The sequence below is a fragment of the Trinickia sp. genome (genome assembly GCF_051954495.1).
Taxonomy (GTDB): Bacteria; Pseudomonadota; Gammaproteobacteria; order Burkholderiales; family Burkholderiaceae; genus Trinickia.
This window is the reverse complement of the sequence record NZ_JBQCHR010000183.1, coordinates 23625-40827: the sequence shown is the minus strand read 5'-3', so window position 1 is coordinate 40827 and position 17203 is coordinate 23625. Positions and strand designations below refer to the sequence as shown.

Sequence of the window (17203 nt, the reverse complement as noted above, 5' to 3'; positions counted from 1 at the left end):
GAACGTGCGGCGCGCAGCCGCTTTTCTAGAGGACACCTTATGCCTTACGAACTCTACTACTGGGACGGATTGCAAGGCCGCGGGGAATTCGTCCGCCTCGCGCTCGAGGAAGCTCGAGCCGCTTACGTCGACGTGGTGCGCGGCAGCGAAGACGATGAACTGGGCGAATCGGCCATGATGGCCATCTTGAACAGCAAGACCGAGCCGCTCATCCCGTTCGCACCGCCGTTCCTGAAGGACGGCGACCTCATCGTCTCGCAGACGGCCAACATCCTGCTTTACCTCGGACCCAAGCTCCACCTCGCGCCGGAAGGCGATCTGCGCTACGTCGTGCACGGGTTGCAGTTGACGATCGCCGACATGGTGACCGAGGTGCACGACACGCACCACCCGATTGCGACCGGGCAGTATTACGAGGAGCAAAAGCGCGAGGCCAAAGCGCGTGCGAGCGACTTCCTCGCCCACCGCCTGCCCAAGTTCATGCGCTATTTCGAGCGGGTGCTCGCGCAGAATCCGGATGGCGACGGGCATCTCGTAGGCCGCGCGCTGACCTACGTCGATCTCTCGATGTTTCAGCTCATCGAAGGGCTCCATTACGCCTTCCCGCGCGCCACCGCGCGTTTCGCCTCGCGCTACCCGCGCCTGGCGGCCCTGCGCAAGGCGGTAGCGGCGCGACCGAATATCGCCGCGTATCTGGCTTCGGAGCGCCGCCTGCCGTTCAACGAAACCGGCATTTTCCGGCACTACCCGGAACTCGACATCGCTCCCGCCCATTGAAGCGCGCCGACACTCCCCAACCCCACACGGAGCGCGCCGATATCGGTGCGACCGATAGGTCCGACGAGCCTGAGCCGATGCTATGCTTGCGCTCGTCGCAATCCCCAGAGCCGTGGGCCGCCGCTTTCTCCGTGCTTTCATTTCTGCTACGCCTGCGCACGCGCGCACAATCGCTGTTTCGCCTGTCCGAGGCCCATACGATGCTCGTCTGGGCCGTCATCGTCGGCGTGCTCGGCGCATTCGCGACAGTGGCCTTCCGGCATGCCATCGATGCATTTCAATGGACGTTCACGCGCCACACGGGCAGTTTCGTCGCGATGGCGCGCGCCCTGCCGTGGACGATTCGAATCTGGCTGCCGGCCGCCGGCGGAATCATCGCCGGCGCTTTCCTCATCATCGCGCGCCGCAGCGCGGACAAGCACGCCAACTCCGATTACATGGAGGCGATTTCGATCGGCGACGGTGTCGTGCCCTTCTGGCCGAGCCTCTGGCGCAGCGTCTCGTCGCTGTTCACGATCGGTTGCGGCGGCTCGATCGGCCGCGAAGGCCCGATGGTTCAACTCGCGGCGCTGGCCGGTTCCGTCGTGGGCCGCTGGGTGCACTTCGATCCGCCGCGTTTGCGCCTGCTCGTCGCCTGCGGCGCCGCGGCCGGGATCACCTCGGCCTATAGCGCGCCGATCGCCGGCGCGTTCTTCGTCACCGAGATCGTGCTCGGCTCGATCGCGATGGAAAACTTCGGGCCCGTCGTCGTCTCGTCGGTGGTGGCCAACATCGTGATGCGCGAGTTCTCCGGGTATAAGCCGCCGTATGAAATGCCGGAGTTTCCCGCGGTCGCCGGCCCCGAAGTGCTGCTGTTCGTTGCGCTGGGTTTCCTATGCGGCGCCGTCGCACCCCAGTTCCTGCACCTGATCGAGGCGTCGCGCTCGCGCTTCAAGCATCTCCCCCTGCCCTTGCCCGCGCGGCTGGCGCTCGGCGGCCTCGTCGTCGGCGTCATCTCGGTCTGGACGCCCGAAGTCTGGGGCAACGGCTACAGCGTCGTGAACTCGATCCTGCACTCGCCGTGGACTTGGACGGCGCTGGTGGTGGTCCTGACGTGCAAGATCGTCGCAACGGCGGCTACCGTCGGCTCGGGCGCCGTCGGCGGCGTGTTCACGCCCACTTTGTTCGTCGGCGCGACGTTGGGGTCGCTGTTCGGCCTGCTCGTTCACGGCTGGTGGCCGCACGGCACGTCGGCCGCATTCGCCTATGCGATGGTGGGCATGGGTGCGTTCCTGGCCGGCGCGACGCAGGCGCCGCTGATGGCGATCCTCATGATCTTCGAGATGACGCTCAGCTATCAGGTGGTGCTGCCGCTGATGCTCTCGTGCGTCGTCGCCTATTTTGTCGCGCGCGCCATCAACAAGACGTCGATGTACGAAATCACGCTGCGGCGGCACGCCGACGAACAAGAACGCACACGGCTTCGCTCGGCGCAAGTGCGCGAGCTCGTCAAGCCGGCCGATACGGTCGTGCGGTTGGGCGCCAGCGTGCACGACATGACGCGCGTCTTCCTCGAATACCCGGTGAAGTACCTGTACGTCACCGACGATGCCGGTCATTTTCGCGGCGTCGTCGCGCTAAAGGACATCACGTCCGATTTGCTCGAAAAGCGCGATACCTCCGAGCGCACGGCGGCCGACTATCTCCAGCCCGAATTCGCCGTGCTGACCCCCGATATGCCGATCGGCGTTGCGCTGCAGCGCTTCCTGGCGTTCCAGGGTGAGCGCCTACCCGGCGTGGCAAGCGCCGCGGAGCCGACGCTCGTCGGCGCCGTCTATAAAACTTCCTTGCTCGACGCCTACCGTCGGATGAATCCCTCTATTTGATGCTTGGCGGGGGGCCGCACGGCCCGTGCTCGCGCCAATGGCAAAGCGCCGCATATTTTCTACAATGAAAAGCAGGCCGCCGAGCCCGCCGCGCGCCGCCCCGAGGCGCGCCGAGCGCAGCCCTTTCGATCGATGAATCGATCCGGAGCGAAGATGAGCGAACCGTCCCTCGATGCCGTGCGTCGTGACCACGCTGGCTGGATATTCGTGCATATCGAAGGCGAACCCTACGATCGTGGCGAACAGCACGGGCAATTGCTCGCCGCGGAAATCCAGAACGCTATCCGCACCGCGAAGTACCTGGCGCGCTGGGATACGGGCGAGGATTTCGAAACGTTCACGAAGGCGGCCCGCTCGCAGTTCGAATCGAAGCTCGACCGGGAGTTCGCCGACGAAATTCAAGGCATCGCCGACGGTGCGAAACTCCCGTTCGACGACGTGCTGGCCTGGAACGGCTACATGGACCTGCTTCAGAGCTGGTGGCCGGCGCAAGTCGCCGCGCGCGACCCGCAAGTAGGCGTCAAGCCATGGCGCGGCCGGCGCGGGCATCATTGCAGCGCATTCGTCGCCACGGGCAGCGCCACACGCGACGGACGCATCGTCATGGCGCACAACTCCTGGGATCGTTATGCCGCGGGCGATGCGTTCAACGTCGTCTTCGACATCGTGCCCGATTCCGGCCACCGGATCTTGATGCAGGGCCTGCCGGGCTGCATTTCGAGCCTGACCGATTTTTGGCTGACGTCCGCCGGATTGATGATCACCGAGACGACGATTTCGAACTTCGCCGGCTACAACAGCGCGGGCGCGCCCGAGTTCTATCGGTCCCGCCGCGCCACGCAGTACGCGAACAGCATCGGCGACTGGTGCGAGATGTTTGCCATGTCGAACAACGGCGGCTACGCGAACAGCTGGCTGCTCGGCGACACGAAAACCGGCGAAATCGCGCGCTACGAGCTCGGCCTGCACTATTCCGGCTTTGAAAGCACGAAGGACGGCTTTTACAGCGGCTATAACACCGCGACCGACCTGAAGATCCGCAACCAGGAATGCGTCGGCGAGGGCGAGGACTATACCGACGTGCGCAAGAACGGGGCGCGTCGGCTTCGGTTCATGCAGCTTGCCGAACTGCACCACGGCAAGATCGATATCGAGCTTGCCAAGCAAATGATCGCGGATCATTACGACGTCTACTTGGATCGCGACGACAATCCGTGCTCGCGCACGATCTGCGGACATCTGGAACTCGACGACGCACGCTTCGGCGCATCCGATCACGGCCCATTCAATCCCTGGGGGGCGAACGACGGGAAGGTCGTCGATAGCGAAATGGCGCGCGACCTGGCGTTTTGGGCGCGTTGGGGCCACCCTTGCGGCAAGCCCTTCGACGCGCAAGCGTTCATGAAGCGCCACCCGCAATGGAATTGGCTCAACGGTTATATGCGCGACCGGCCCTCGTGGCCTTGGACGCGTTTCGAGGTGCTGCGTTGACGCCGGGTACGCTTCGTCGAAGCGGCCCGGGCACGCGCCCTGCTTCACCGAGAATCAGCATAAAACGTTGGATCGGACCGACTGACCCGAGATGATCGGCGATAGGCCCTATCGAGAAGGAGGTCGAGCGATGAAAGCCTCGACACTGACCACCATGGCATTGCTTTCGGCTTCGTGCTTCGCGGCGCCCATTCATACCGCCGCCCTCGACAGCATCACCGCCCGCGCCGCGTTGGCGGCCGCCCGCGCAAACGCGGCCCCCGTCGCGCCGCCGGCGCCTGAGGTTAAAACCGACACTTCGTCGGCGCGCGGCCATTGGACGCGGATCACCTTGCCCAAGCCGCACGAATTGGCTAATCACTTCGCGGCGCATGAACGGAGGTCTCGCACATGAGCGCGCGCGAAAAGCAGGAACCGGGCGCCGACGCTGCCCGTACCGCTAAGGCGAACGGGCAGGCGGCGCCGAACGTGTCTTCGGTGCCCATGGAATCGATCGATTTGCAGATCGCGGACGTGCTGCACGCGGTGCGCTATCCGGCCAACAAAGACCATATCGTCGACGCCGCGCGCGATGCCGGTGCGAGCAATGAGCTGCTTGCCATCCTCGACGGCCTGCCCGAGCAGGACTATGCCGACATCGACTCGGTGACGCGGCACATCAGCAGCAACTATGGTCCCGGCTTAGGGCTCTAGCGCACCCAACGCGCCGCGCCGGCTCGCAGCGATCGTCCTGCCCAGCGATCCGCACACCGCGGCCCGCCGGCCCGCCTGCCCGACTAGGCGGTCCCGGGCCCGCCTGCGCTCCCGAACATGACTTTGGCAAAAAAACCCGCGAGCACCGCCTCGGTGAGATCGTCGGTCACGTGTTGCGGATCGCACACGCGAAACGCATGCACGCCCTCGCATAGACCGATGAGGCCAAGCGCCAGGACTTCCGCGGGCAGTGGCAAAGGCGTCCCCACGTGCTCGGAAAACATGCGGATGTACCCAGTCAGGAATTCTCGCTTTTCATGCGAGAACGCGTTGAATCGTGACCGGAACTTTGCATCGCGCGCAGCGAGCAGTTTTGCTTCCGCCCATAAGAGAAAGCAGTCGTCCTCCCGAAAGAACCGGCTGTAGAGCGTCAGCGCGCGCGCCTCCATTTCCTCGCGCGAGGCGTCGTCATCGATGATCGACGCCAAATCGGCCTGCATGCGCTCGTGGTCGCGCAGCAACAGCTCCATCAAAATTTCGGACTTGCCGCGGAAGTTCGAATAGAACGCCCCGCGCGTGTAGCCGGCCGCCTCCGCGATGTCCTCGACGCTCGCGGATACGTAGCCCTTCTTCATGAAAATCGTCTGCGCGGCATCGAGCAGGCGCAGGCGCGTCTGCTCCTTGCTCTCTTCGCGGGTCAAGCGTTTGCGTTTCATAGCCTGAAGTTTAGCACTGTCGTTCAATTTCATCCGACTTTGCATTCAAATACAGACCTGTATTAGAATTCGCCCCTGTAACTTCAAATGAGGCGCGCCGCGTCCGTCTTCGACGCTCGCAGCCCTCGCACCGCAAGCGCTTCGTGCTTGCTCTGTTTAGCTGCCTTTCTTCTGGTTGGAGTCATTGTGATTCGTCCGGGTCCTGGCGCACCGAACACGGCGCGCGCGCAGTTCGATGGCTACGCCTCTTCTCTTGCCCACGCCGCGGCGCGCCGCTGCGGCGCCGTTGCGGCGCTCTGCGGGGCGTTTCTGCTCACCGCCTGCCATGAGCGCGCCCCCGTCGCGGCAACGCCACGGCCTGTCGTGGCCGTCGCAATCCATCCCGACGGCATCCCGCCCGAGGTGAGCCTGCCGGGCGACGTGGAGGCGCGCTACAGCACCCCGCTTTCGTTCCGGGTGGGCGGAAAGATCATCGAACGCGACGTTCGGCTCGGCGACACCGTGAAAGCCGGTCAAGTCGTCGCTCGACTCGACCCGACCGATTTGCAAAAGAGCCTGGCAAACGCGCAGGCTCAGCTCGATGCGGCGCAGCATCGATTCACCTTTGCGAAGCAGCAGCTCGAGCGCGACAGCGCCCAAGCGAAGGAGAACCTGATCGCCCCCGCCCAGCTCGAGCAAACGCAAGATGCTTACGCCTCCGCCGCCGCCCAACGCGATGCCGCGCAGGCTCAGCTGTCGCTCGCCCGCAATCAGCTCGCCTACGCCGCCCTCGTTGCCGACCACGCGGGCGTCATCACGGCCGAGCAAGCCGATACCGGGCAAAACGTCACCGCGGGCCAACCCGTGTATGGACTGGCGTGGAGCGGCGATGTCGACGTCGTCAGCGATGCACCCGAAAGCGCATTGGCCTCGCTGGCAGTCGGCAGCAAAGCGCAAGTCACACTGCCGGCCCTGCCCGGCAAGCGGTTCGACGCGCGCGTGCGAGAAGTGTCGCCCGCCGCCGATCCGCAAAGCCGTACGTATCGCGTGAAGCTGACGCTTGCCTCGCCCGATCCTCAAGTTCGGCTGGGTATGACGGCGCAAGTGGCCTTTGCCTCGACGCAAAACCAGAGCGGCGCACACCCCTTCACGTTGCCCGTCACCGCGTTGTTCCACGATGGGGCTTCGCCCGCGGTTTGGGTCGTGCGCGCGGGCTCGGACACGCTGGAGCTTCGACGTGTGAGCGTCGGGCGCTACGACGAGCGCACGATCTCCGTGACGCAGGGGCTGCAGGAAGGCGACCGCGTCGTCTATCAAGGGGTGCACACCGTCAGCGCGGGCGAACATGTCCGCGTCGTGCCGCCGCTCCATCCCGAGGACTTCGCATCATGAGCGGCGCCGATCGCGGCGATTTAGCCGCCCTTCCCCCCGCGCCTGCCGACGCGCCGACGAGCGCGCACGAAGAGGGCCGCTTCAATCTTTCGGCCTGGGCATTGAGACACCAGGCCCTCGTCGTCTTCCTGATCGCTTTGGCGACGCTCGCGGGCATCTTGGCCTATACGCGCCTCGCCCAATCGGAAGATCCGCCCTTTACTTTCCGAGTCATGGTGATCCGTACGCTGTGGCCCGGCGCGACGGCTCGCCAAGTGCAGGAGCAGGTGACCGACCGCATCGAGCGCAAGCTGCAGGAGACGCCGTTCATCGATTTTCAGCGCAGCTACTCGCGGCCGGGCGAATCGATGATCTTCTTCTCGATGAAGGATTCGGCGCCCGTCAAGGATGTCCAGCCAACCTGGTATCAAGTTCGCAAGAAGGTGGGCGATATTCAAGCGACGCTGCCGCCCGGCGTCGTCGGCCCGTTCTTCAACGACGAGTTCGGCGACGTCTATACGAACGTTTACACGCTCGAAGGCGACGGCTTCTCACCTGCGCAGCTTCACGACTATGCCGACGAGCTGCGCACAGTGTTGCTGCGCGTGCCGGGCGTCGCCAAAGTCGACTACTTCGGCGATCCGGATCAGCACATCTACATCGAAATCTCGAACGCGCAACTCACGCGGCTCGGCATCTCGCCGCAGCAGCTGGCGCAAGCGATTGCCTCGCAAAACGACGTTGCCTCGACGGGCACGGTCACGACGGCCGACGACCGGGTATTCGTGCGCCCGAGCGGACAGTTCGCCGACGTGCGCGCGCTCTCGGATACGCTGATCGCCATCGGCCATCGCAGCGTCCGGCTCGGGGACATCGCGACGATCAAGCGCGGCTACGACGATCCCCTCGTCACGCAAATGCGTAACCATGGACATGCGGTGCTTGGCATCGGCGTAACGATGCAGCCTGGCGGCGACGTCATTCGCCTCGGCAAAGCGCTCGACGCCGCCAGCGAACAGCTGCGCGCACACTTGCCGGCGGGCCTGACGCTCGAGCAAGTGTCGAGCATGCCGAAGGCCGTGGCGCATTCGGTCGACGATTTTCTCGAAGCCGTCGGCGAGGCCGTGGCGATCGTGCTCGTCGTGAGCCTCGTCTCGCTGGGGCTGTGCACCGGCATGGTCGTCGTCATCTCGATCCCGATCGTGCTGGCGGTGACCGCGCTCGTCATGTACCTGTTCGACATCGGCTTGCATAAGGTCTCGCTCGGCACGCTCGTGCTCGCGCTCGGGCTGCTCGTCGACGACGCGATCATCGCCGTCGAGATGATGGCCGTGAAACTCGAGCAAGGGTGGAAACGCACGCGCGCCGCGGCGTTCGCCTATACGAGCACGGCGTTTCCGATGCTCACGGGCACGCTCGTGACGGTGTCGGGTTTTTTGCCGATCGCGCTCGCCAAGTCGAGCACGGGCGAGTACACGCGCTCGATTTTCGAAGTGTCGGCCATCGCGCTCATCGCATCGTGGTTCGCGGCGGTCGTGTTGATTCCGCTGCTCGGCTATCACCTGCTGCCCGAGCGCAAGCGCGCGCACGGAGAAGCGCACGACCACGAGCACGACATTTACGACACGCGATTTTATCGACGGCTCTCGGGCTGGATCACGTGGTGCGTGAAGCGCCGCTTCATCGTGCTCGGCATCACGGTCGCGCTGTTCGTCGTTTCGCTCGGCGCGTTCTCGCTCGTGCCGCAGCAATTTTTCCCGAGCTCGGATCGTCCCGAACTGCTCGTGGACATGCGGCTTCCCGAAGGCGCTTCGTTCGATGCGACGCTCAGGCAGGCTCAACGCCTGGAGAAAACGCTCGACGGCCGTCCCGAGATCGATCATTTCGTCGATTTCGTCGGGACGGGCGCGCCGCGCTTCTACTTGCCGCTCGATCAGCAACTGCAGCAGCCGAATTTTGCGCAATTCGTCGTGACGGCCAAATCAGTTGAAGACCGAGACAAACTTGCGCGCTGGCTCGACACCAAGCTCGAAAATGATTTTTCCGGGGTGCGCACCCGCCTGTCTCGCCTGGAGAACGGTCCGCCTGTCGGGTATCCCGTGCAGTTCCGCGTGAGCGGGGACGACATCGCCACCGTCCGCGCTATTTCCGAGAAGGTGGCGGGGACGATGCGCGCCGATGCGCGAACCCGTGGCGTGCAATTCGACTGGGACGAGCCCGCCGAGCGTTCGATGGCGTTCGAAGTTGATCAGAACAAAGCCCGCCAGGTAGGCGTTACCTCGCAGGACGTATCGAACTTCCTGGCGATGACGCTCTCGGGCTATACGGTCACCCAGTTTCGCGAGCGCGACAAACTCATCAGCGTCGAGCTGCGCGCGCCCAAACGCGAGCGTGTCGACCCGGCCCGTTTGCTGGGCCTGGCGATGCCGACGCCGAACGGCCCGGTGCCGCTCGGCTCGCTCGGACACGTGCGCAACGCGCTCGAGTACGGGGTGATCTGGGAACGCGATCGCCAACCGACGATTACCGTTCAAGCCGACGTGCGCGGCAACGCGCAAGGCATCGACGTCACCCACGACCTCGACCGCGCCCTGGCGCCGGTTCGCGCCAAGCTGCCGCTCGGCTATCGCATCCAAATCGGCGGATCGGTCGAGGAAAGCGCGAAGGGCCAAACGTCGATCAACGCGCAAATGCCGTTGATGGCGATCGTCGTGTTCACACTGCTGATGATCCAGCTGCAAAGTTTTGCACGCGTGCTGATGGTGGTGCTGACCGCACCGCTCGGGCTGATCGGTGTCGTCCTGACGCTGCTCGTCTTCGGCAAACCGTTCGGCTTCGTCGCGATGCTCGGCGTGATCGCGATGTTCGGCATCATCATGCGCAACTCGGTCATTCTCGTCGATCAGATCGAACAAGACATCGCGGCGGGACACAAACGTTTCGACGCGATCGTAGGCGCAACCGTGCGCCGATTCAGGCCGATCACGCTGACCGCGGCCGCGGCGGTGCTCGCCCTGATTCCGCTGCTGCGATCGAACTTCTTCGGGCCGATGGCGACGGCATTGATGGGCGGCATCACAAGCGCCACGATTCTCACGCTGTTTTATTTGCCGGCCCTCTATGCGACATCGTTCAGAGTGCGGCTCGACGAACGCGATCCGCCACCGGATGCCCAAGCTCACACGGGAAATTGACCATGAGCGTCTCACGCATTGTTCATGAACGCCGGTCATTGGCGTTCGCCGCGGCCGCGGCATTCGCGCTGGCGGCCTGCTCGCTCGGGCCGAACGGCGAGCCGCCGGCCATGCCTTCGCCCGCCCATTACGGGCAGAACGCGCTCCCCGATCAGACTGCCGAGGCAGGCGGGGTGTCGCAGCGCTTCGATGTCGGCGCGCAACCGGCGCCGCAATGGTGGCGGCTCTATCGCTCGCCGCAACTCGACGCGCTCGTTGAAGAAGGCCTGAAAAACAGCCCGACGCTGGCGGCGACCGAGAAATCGCTAGCGGGCGCCCACGAGCAACTGCGCGCGCAAATCGGCTCGAGCTTGCTTCCGACGATCGACGCGGGCGCACAAGCGACGCGCGAGCGCGCGCTCGGCATTCCCGAGGCAGGGCCCCCGACCGTGCGCTACAACGTCTTCGTCGGGCAGATTCAGGCGCACTATACGTTCGACTTGTTCGGCGCCGTACGCTACGCGAATGCCGCGCTCAATGCTCGCGTGGATGTTCAGGCTTTCGAACTCGACGCGGCGCGCCGGGCGTTGGCGGCTAACATCGTCATGACGGCGATCAACGCGGCGGCGCTCGATGACCAAGTCGACGCCACAGAACGGTTGGTCGCCCTGGCCCGACAAAACGCCCGTGAGGATGCGCGGCGCTATGCGCTCGGCTCCGCGCCGCATGTTCAAGTGCTGGCGTCCGAGCAGACGGCGTCGCAACTCGAAGCGAGCTTGCCGCCCCTGCTTCAGCAGCGCCAGGCCGCTCGGCATGCCTTGGCGGTCCTCATCGGCCGCACGCCCGACGCCGCGCTCGACATTCCGACGCTTGCCAGCCTGACGCTGCCCGAACACGTGCCGGTCGCCGTGCCGTCTTCGCTCTTGCACTCGCGGCCCGACATCGCAGCGGCCGAAGCGGCGTTGCGGGCGTCGGCTGCAGAAGTTGGCGTGGCTACGGCGCAGTTGTTCCCTAGCCTTTCTCTCACGGCATCGATGGGACAAGGCGGCTTCAGTTGGCCGACGGCGCTGTCGGCGGCCGGCGCGCTGTGGAGTATCGGCGGGTCGCTGTCGCAGCCGCTGTTTCACGGCGGCGCACTGTTCGCGCAGCGTCGGGCGGCGATCGACTTCTATCAGGCGTCGGTCGACCAATACAAGGCGACCGTGCTGTCGGCGTTTCAAAATGTGGCGGATGTTTTGGCGGCGCTGGAACACGACGCGCAAGCGGCGAACGCTACGGAGAGCCAAACGCAATCGGCAAAGCAGGCGTTCGACGAAACGGCCGCTCGTGGGCGTCTTGGCGCGGTTCCCGCTTCGAACGTGCGCACGAGCGAAATCCAGTACTGGAACGCCACGCTGTCCGCCGTCCGTGCGACGAGCCAGCGGCTCGCGGATACGGCGCTGTTGTTTCAAGCCATGGGGCAGACGCCTGGGTAGGAACAAAGTGCGGCATGCCAACGCCGTCACACCGCTTCGGCCAGCCGCCTCTTCTCCGCCCGCAGCAGGAAGTAGTTGATGCCGATCACGCCAACCGTCACGATGCCGATAAAGAGCGTCGCCAGCGCGTTCATCTCGGGATTGAGCCCAAGACGCACGCGCGAGAACACGACGAGCGGCAGCGTCGTCGAACCCGGCCCGGACAAGAACGCCGACAACACGAGATCGTCGATCGACAGCGTGAACGACAGCAGCCACCCCGCCATCAACGCCTGCGAAATCAGAGGCAGCGTGATGGAAAAAAACACCTTGAACGGCGTCGCACCAAGATCGAGCGCGGCTTCTTCGAGCGACGGATTCAATTCGCGCACGCGCGACTGCACGATGATGGCGACATACGACATGCAAAGCATGACGTGACCGATCCAAATCGTGACGAGCCCGCGGCCTTCGGGCCAGCCGAGCCACTTGCCCATCTCGATGAACAGCAGCAGCAGCGAGATGCCCTGAATGACTTCAGGAATCACGAGCGGCGCGTTGATCATGCCCGTGAAGAGCGTGAAACCGCGAAACCGCCCCATGCGCGCCAGCACGAAGCCCGCCCACGTGCCGATGAACACCGACGCGAACGCGGTCAGCAGCGCGATACGCAGGGATAGCCAAAACGCGGCGATGAGTTCGTCGTCCTGCGCGAGCGCGGCGTACCAGCGTGTCGAAAACCGCGTCCAAACGGTTACGAGCTGCGACTCGTTGAAGGAAAAGACGATGAGGCTCAGGATCGGGATATACAGAAACGCGAAGCCGACGCCGAGCGCGGTCACTTGCAGAGTACGGTTCGGTTTGATCATCGCCGCGCTTCGAGTTGTTTGGCCTGGAAGTGCTGGAACATCGCCATCGGCACGAGCAGCAGCAACACCATCGCGCACGTGACCGCGGAGGCCATCGGCCAGTCGGCGTTGTTGAAGAACTCGTTCCACATGACGCGCCCGATCATCAGGGTATTCGCGCCGCCCAGCAATTCGGGAATCACGTACTCCCCCACCGCCGGGATGAACACGAGCAGGCAGCCGGCGATGATGCCGTTCTTCGACAGCGGCAACGTGATCTGCACGAACGCCTTCCAAGGCTTCGCACCGAGGTCGTAGGCCGCTTCGAGCAGCGTCAAATCCATTTTTACGAGATGCGCATACAGCGGCATGACGAGGAACGGCAGATACGAATAGACCATCCCGATATAGACGGCCGTATTCGTGCGATACAGCTCGATGGGCGCATGAATGAGCCCGATCGTCATGAGGAAGTTGTTCAGCAGGCCGTTGTTCTTAAGAATGCCGATCCAGGCATAAACGCGAATAAGGAACGACGTCCAGAACGGCAGCATCACCGCCATCATCAAGATATTGCGCGAGCTCGGACTCGAACGGGCGATGTAGTACGCCATCGGATAACCGAGCAGCAGGCAGAACAGCGTCGTCACGGCCGCGACCACCACCGAATTGACGTAGGTCGCGAAGTACAGGCTGTCGGTAAAGAGAAACGCGTAGTGCGCGACGTTCAGCGAGATCTGAACGACGCCGTCCTTGACGGCGACGAGTTCCGTGTAGGGCGGAATCCCCAGCTGCAGTTCGGCGAAGCTGATCTTGACGACGAGCAGGAACGGTACGAAGAAGAACAACAGCAGCCAGATGAACGGACCGGCCACGACGGCCGTGCCGCCCGTCAGCCGCATACGCCGCGCGGGCCACGTCGCGAACGAGAGCAGGTTCGCCTTCATGCCGTCAACACCACGCCGGCCGATGCGCTCCAGCGCACGTAGATTTCATCGCCCCACGTCGGCGAATCGATTTCCGTCAGCGCAAGGCTCGATACGTTCGCGACCACCGTCTTTCCCGAATCGAGTTCCACGTGATAAAGCGAATAGCCCCCCATATACGCGATATTCGATACGGTACCGCGTCCCCAGTTGAACGCGCCTTCGGGGGGCTTGCGCGTCAGGGCGATCCGCTCGGGTCGAACGGAGATCGTGACCGGCATGCCGAGCGGCCCCGTGATGCCGTGATTGACGTAAAGCCGGCACGGCAACTCGGTCGTTTCGACAAACACGTGATCGGGCTCGTCTTCCACGACATGGCCGTCGAACAAGTTGGTCGACCCGATGAACTCCGCCGAAAAACGCGAGTTCGGGTATTCATACACCTCGTGCGGCGTGCCGAGCTGAACGATCTGACCTTCGCTCATGACAGCCAGCCGGTCCGCCATCGTCATCGCCTCTTCCTGATCGTGCGTGACCATGATGCACGTGACGCCGACACGATCGAGGATGTTGACGAGTTCGATCTGAGTGCGTTGCCGGATCTGCTTGTCGAGCGCCGACATCGGTTCGTCGAGCAGCAGCAGCTTCGGCCGCTTTACGAGCGACCGCGCCAGGGCGACGCGCTGCTGCTGGCCACCCGAGAGCTGATGCGGCTTGCGCTTGGCGAAGCGGCCCATCTGCACGAGATCGAGCGCGTCCTGCACGCGCGCCTTGAGTTCGGCCTTTTGCACGCCCTCTTGCTTGAGCCCAAAAGCAACGTTCGACTCGACCGTCATATGCGGGAACAGCGCATACGACTGGAACATCATGTTGACGGGGCGCCGGTACGGCGGCATCTGCGCAAGATCTTCGCCATCGATCAAGATCTTGCCCGAGGTGACCGATTCGAGCCCGGCGAGCATTCTGAGCAACGTCGACTTGCCGCAGCCGGAGCTGCCGAGCAGCGCGAACAGTTCCCCCTTTGACACCGACAGATTGACGTTCTTGACCGCGACCGTTTCTCCGAACTTCTTGACGACGTCGACGATCTGCACAAAGTTCTCGGCCGATGTATCGTCGGCCGACGTTGAAGCTGCGGGGCGCGCGCCGGCTAACGGCTGCGAGCTCGACTGGTCGCTCATGATCTGCTGCTTGACTCCACTCGTTTGACGTACAAAGCCCCCGGCAATGGCTCCGGGGGCTTCATGACTGCATGCCGTACTAGGCGATGAGCTTATCGGCCCGACTTGAACTCGGTCCAAAGCCGCGTCTGCAGGCGCTGAATTTCAGGCGGCAGCGGCTTCAGCAAGAACAGCGTCTTGACCACGTCGGCCGGCGGATAGACGGCCGGATCCTGAGCGATTTTCGGATCGACGTACTTCTTGGCCTCGGCGTTCGCGCTCGGGTAGTAGACCGCGTTCGTGATCGCAGCGTGCACTTGCGGCGTCTCGATGTAGTTGATCCACTCTTGCGCGGCTTCCTTGTGCGCAGCATCCTTCGGAATTGCCATCACGTCGAACCAAACCGGCGCACCGCCCTTCGGGATGAGGTAATCGATCTTGTAGGGTTTCTTCGCTTCGATGGCGCGATGCTTGGCAATCACGACGTCGCCCGACCAGCCGTAGGCGAAGCAAATGTCGCCGCCCACCATGTCGTTGATGTAGCCCGACGAGTTGAACTGCGTGATATACGGGCGAATTTTCTTCATCATCGCGAGCGCGGCCTGGTAATCGGCCGGGTTCGTGCTCATCGGATCCTTGCCGATGTAGTGAAGCGCGGCGGCGAACACCTGGTCCGGCGCGTCGAGCACCGACACGCCGCAGGCCTTCAGCTTCGAGATATTCTCGGGCTTGAACAGGATGTCCCAATCGTTGAGCGCAACGTTCTTGCCGAGGATCTGCTGGACCTTCGTGACGTTGTAGCCGAGGCCCGTCGTGCCCCAAGCCCAAGGCACCACGTACTTGTTGCCCGGATCGGCGCCGGCGACGAGCGCCATCAGCTGCGGATCGAGGTATTTCAGGTTCGGGAGCTTCGACTTGTCGAGCGGTGCGAAGATACCCGCGGCGATTTGCTTGCCGGCATAGTTGCTCGTCGGCACGACGATGTCGTAGCCCGAATTGCCGGTCAGGAGCTTCGCTTGCAGCGTGTCGTCGCTGTCGTAGTTGTCGTACCTGACCTTGACGCCGGTCTGCTTTTCGAAATTCGGGATCGTGTCCTTGGCGATGTAGTCGGACCAGTTGTAAACGTTCAGTTGCGTATCCTTGGCCGACGCAGCCCACGGCGCCGCGCACAAAAAGAGTGCGGCCAACCCGCCCATCACCTGTTTCTTCATCCCGTTCTCCGATGCGGACCGGTTTGCCCGGCCTCGACCCCGCCCATGCCGCGGCGCGACGCGCGCGGCTCCTCTAAAAAACCCGAAAGCTACCACCAAAATTGGCGTGTGACACAAAAATGCGAGCCTATCAGACCGGATGTCGCGCAAACGGCACAACCTCGCCTCGCCCTTTTGGTCTCGCGCTCACACCCAACGGCAAATCGGGCGCAATTTTATCGGGTTATAGCGCCGTGTCTACCGGAATAAAACCCGTGTCAGCCTTTCGGATACCCTGCAGCCGCGCGGGCGCTCGCCAAGCAAGACGCCCCCGCCGCGCGTAGGGCGTTGTAGAGTGCGCGTCACGACTCGGCTACCATACGGGACGCACCTGCAAATTGAGACGTTTTTCGATGGCTTCCAATCTCCACGCCCTCCCCGACAGCCCCTGCATCGGCGTCTGCTCGACGCTATTCGACGAAGTCTGCAAGGGGTGTGGCCGTACAGCCACCGAAGTCTCGAATTGGGTATTCATGAGCGACGTGGAGAAACGCGCCGTATGGGAGCGCATCGAGCAGGAAGGCACGGCCATGCGCTTTCAGAACGACAAGCTCTGAGGCTCGCGAAAAGACAAACGCCGGACGATGCCGGCGTTCGGTACAAGACGATCTAATGCTCAAAACTTCATGCCGATCCCGACGCCTACGACCAGCGGGTCGATATGCAACGTGCCGAGGGACGCGCCGCCCAGCGACGCCCCCGTCTTCATCCAGATTTTCTTGATATCCGCGTTCACGTAAAGCCGCTTGGTGATCTGCACGTCGACACCGGCCTGCACCGCCGGGCCGAAGCTGTGATTGTCGATCGAAATCGGCTGCCCGCCCGCGTGAAGGCCGTTGTTGTAGAACAGCGTGTAGTTCACGCCCGCGCCGATATACGGTCTGATCCGGCCCTGGTGGTTGAAGTGGTACTGCAGCAGCAGAGTCGGCGGCAACACGCCCACGCCGCCGAGATTACCGAGGCTCGATGTCGCTTGATGGCGCGAAGTCGCTAGGATCAGTTCCACACCCAGATAATCTCGAATCATGTAGGTGAAATCGAGTTCCGGCACCAAGGAGTTGTTCACGCCTACGTTCAGGGCCGACAGCGTCTCGGTCGTTCGTGCCGCTGGCTCGATGCTGATTGCACGAAGGCGCACGAGCCAATCCCCCGCATGCAATGCGCCGCTGCCGGCGTCCGGGGCAGCGAGGGCCGGCGCGGCCGCTGATGCGGCGACGTCCTCGGCGAAGGCGGCGGGCGCCGCGAGCAGGCAGGCCGCGACGGTCGACGCCTTAATGAATGTGGAAGCGATAGTGTGCATGGGGATCCCCGGTCGTCTAAACCCCTACATTCTTTGTGGGTTAATCGACGGAGAAATTGACCCCAGTCAAGGCGGGGCAAGCACTTGGGTGCGACCTCCGGTCGCGCTACTTCGCCGATCGACGAGCGCCCTCCTGCACTGGAGGCGCCCATTCGGCGAAACAACCTGCTGTGCGCTTTGCGCGCACAGCGAACGAGCCG

General features: G+C 63.5%; 15 protein-coding genes. 9 read left to right on the top strand and 6 right to left on the bottom strand.

Translation table 11 applies throughout. The annotated features are described in order from the left end of the window. Positions 1-39 precede the first annotated feature (39 nt). The 5 genes from ACTHNR_RS26080 to ACTHNR_RS26060 all read left to right on the top strand — a co-directional run bounded on the left by ACTHNR_RS26080 (position 40) and on the right by ACTHNR_RS26060 (position 4826). Positions 40-777: a glutathione S-transferase gene (locus ACTHNR_RS26080; RefSeq protein WP_440551623.1), complete on the top strand. Its 738-nt coding sequence runs from the start codon at positions 40-42 to the stop codon at positions 775-777. A gap of 131 nt (positions 778-908) precedes the next feature. After that, positions 909-2642, top strand: coding sequence for a ClcB-like voltage-gated chloride channel protein (locus ACTHNR_RS26075; RefSeq protein ID WP_440551621.1), 1734 nt, complete (start codon positions 909-911; stop codon positions 2640-2642). Between the two features lie 153 nt (positions 2643-2795). After that, positions 2796-4133, top strand: coding sequence for a C45 family autoproteolytic acyltransferase/hydolase (locus tag ACTHNR_RS26070; protein ID WP_440551619.1), 1338 nt, complete (start codon positions 2796-2798; stop codon positions 4131-4133). Between the two features lie 130 nt (positions 4134-4263). Then, positions 4264-4527 (top strand): hypothetical protein, encoded by a 264-nt coding sequence (locus tag ACTHNR_RS26065; RefSeq protein ID WP_440551617.1) that lies wholly within the window; start codon positions 4264-4266, stop codon positions 4525-4527. 89 nt (positions 4528-4616) lie between these two features. Beyond that, a complete protein-coding gene (locus ACTHNR_RS26060) occupies positions 4617-4826 on the top strand; it encodes a DUF2795 domain-containing protein (RefSeq protein ID WP_440551673.1) in 210 nt (69 codons plus the stop codon). Between the two features lie 83 nt (positions 4827-4909). On the opposite strand, the gene ACTHNR_RS26055 is transcribed toward ACTHNR_RS26060, so the two are convergent. After that, positions 4910-5542, bottom strand: a complete 633-nt coding sequence (locus ACTHNR_RS26055) for a TetR/AcrR family transcriptional regulator (protein ID WP_440551615.1) — start codon at positions 5540-5542, stop codon at positions 4910-4912. Positions 5543-5851: 309 nt separating this feature from the next. Here ACTHNR_RS26055 and ACTHNR_RS26050 point away from each other — a divergent pair, with 309 nt between their 5' ends. Genes ACTHNR_RS26050 through ACTHNR_RS26040 form a run of 3 tightly spaced genes read left to right on the top strand, consistent with a single transcriptional unit; the run spans position 5852 to position 11540 of the window. Further along, complete coding sequence (locus ACTHNR_RS26050; RefSeq protein WP_440551671.1) at positions 5852-6913, top strand: efflux RND transporter periplasmic adaptor subunit; 1062 nt, start codon at positions 5852-5854, stop codon at positions 6911-6913. Continuing rightward, the gene (locus ACTHNR_RS26045) at positions 6910-10086 is read left to right on the top strand and encodes an efflux RND transporter permease subunit (RefSeq protein ID WP_440551613.1); all 3177 of its coding nucleotides are present in this window, start codon (positions 6910-6912) and stop codon (positions 10084-10086) included. Before ACTHNR_RS26050 ends, ACTHNR_RS26045 begins: the two co-directional genes overlap by 4 nt. Positions 10087-10088: 2 nt before the next feature. Next, on the top strand, positions 10089-11540 hold the full coding sequence (locus tag ACTHNR_RS26040) for an efflux transporter outer membrane subunit (protein WP_440551611.1): 1452 nt from the start codon (positions 10089-10091) through the stop codon (positions 11538-11540). Between the two features lie 26 nt (positions 11541-11566). On the opposite strand, the gene ACTHNR_RS26035 is transcribed toward ACTHNR_RS26040, so the two are convergent. The 4 genes from ACTHNR_RS26035 to ACTHNR_RS26020 form a co-directional block, all read right to left on the bottom strand. Further along, positions 11567-12385, bottom strand: coding sequence for an ABC transporter permease subunit (locus ACTHNR_RS26035; RefSeq protein ID WP_440551669.1), 819 nt, complete (start codon positions 12383-12385; stop codon positions 11567-11569). After that, positions 12385-13314, bottom strand: a complete 930-nt coding sequence (locus ACTHNR_RS26030; RefSeq protein WP_440551608.1) for an ABC transporter permease subunit — start codon at positions 13312-13314, stop codon at positions 12385-12387. The genes ACTHNR_RS26035 and ACTHNR_RS26030 overlap by 1 nt, the downstream gene beginning before the upstream one ends. Then, on the bottom strand, positions 13311-14474 hold the full coding sequence (locus ACTHNR_RS26025) for an ABC transporter ATP-binding protein (protein ID WP_440551605.1): 1164 nt from the start codon (positions 14472-14474) through the stop codon (positions 13311-13313). Before ACTHNR_RS26025 ends, ACTHNR_RS26030 begins: the two co-directional genes overlap by 4 nt. Before the next feature lie 92 nt (positions 14475-14566). Beyond that, positions 14567-15664, bottom strand: coding sequence for a polyamine ABC transporter substrate-binding protein (locus ACTHNR_RS26020; RefSeq protein ID WP_440551602.1), 1098 nt, complete (start codon positions 15662-15664; stop codon positions 14567-14569). 392 nt (positions 15665-16056) lie between these two features. On the opposite strand from ACTHNR_RS26020, the gene ACTHNR_RS26015 reads away from it, so the two are divergent. Next, positions 16057-16260 carry a DUF1289 domain-containing protein gene (locus tag ACTHNR_RS26015; protein ID WP_440551599.1) on the top strand — a complete coding sequence of 68 codons (204 nt, stop codon included), beginning with the start codon at positions 16057-16059 and terminating at the stop codon, positions 16258-16260. A gap of 59 nt (positions 16261-16319) precedes the next feature. Here ACTHNR_RS26015 and ACTHNR_RS26010 read toward each other — a convergent pair whose 3' ends face one another. Further along, the gene (locus tag ACTHNR_RS26010) at positions 16320-17003 is read right to left on the bottom strand and encodes an OmpW/AlkL family protein (RefSeq protein WP_440551597.1); all 684 of its coding nucleotides are present in this window, start codon (positions 17001-17003) and stop codon (positions 16320-16322) included. Positions 17004-17203 lie beyond the last annotated feature (200 nt).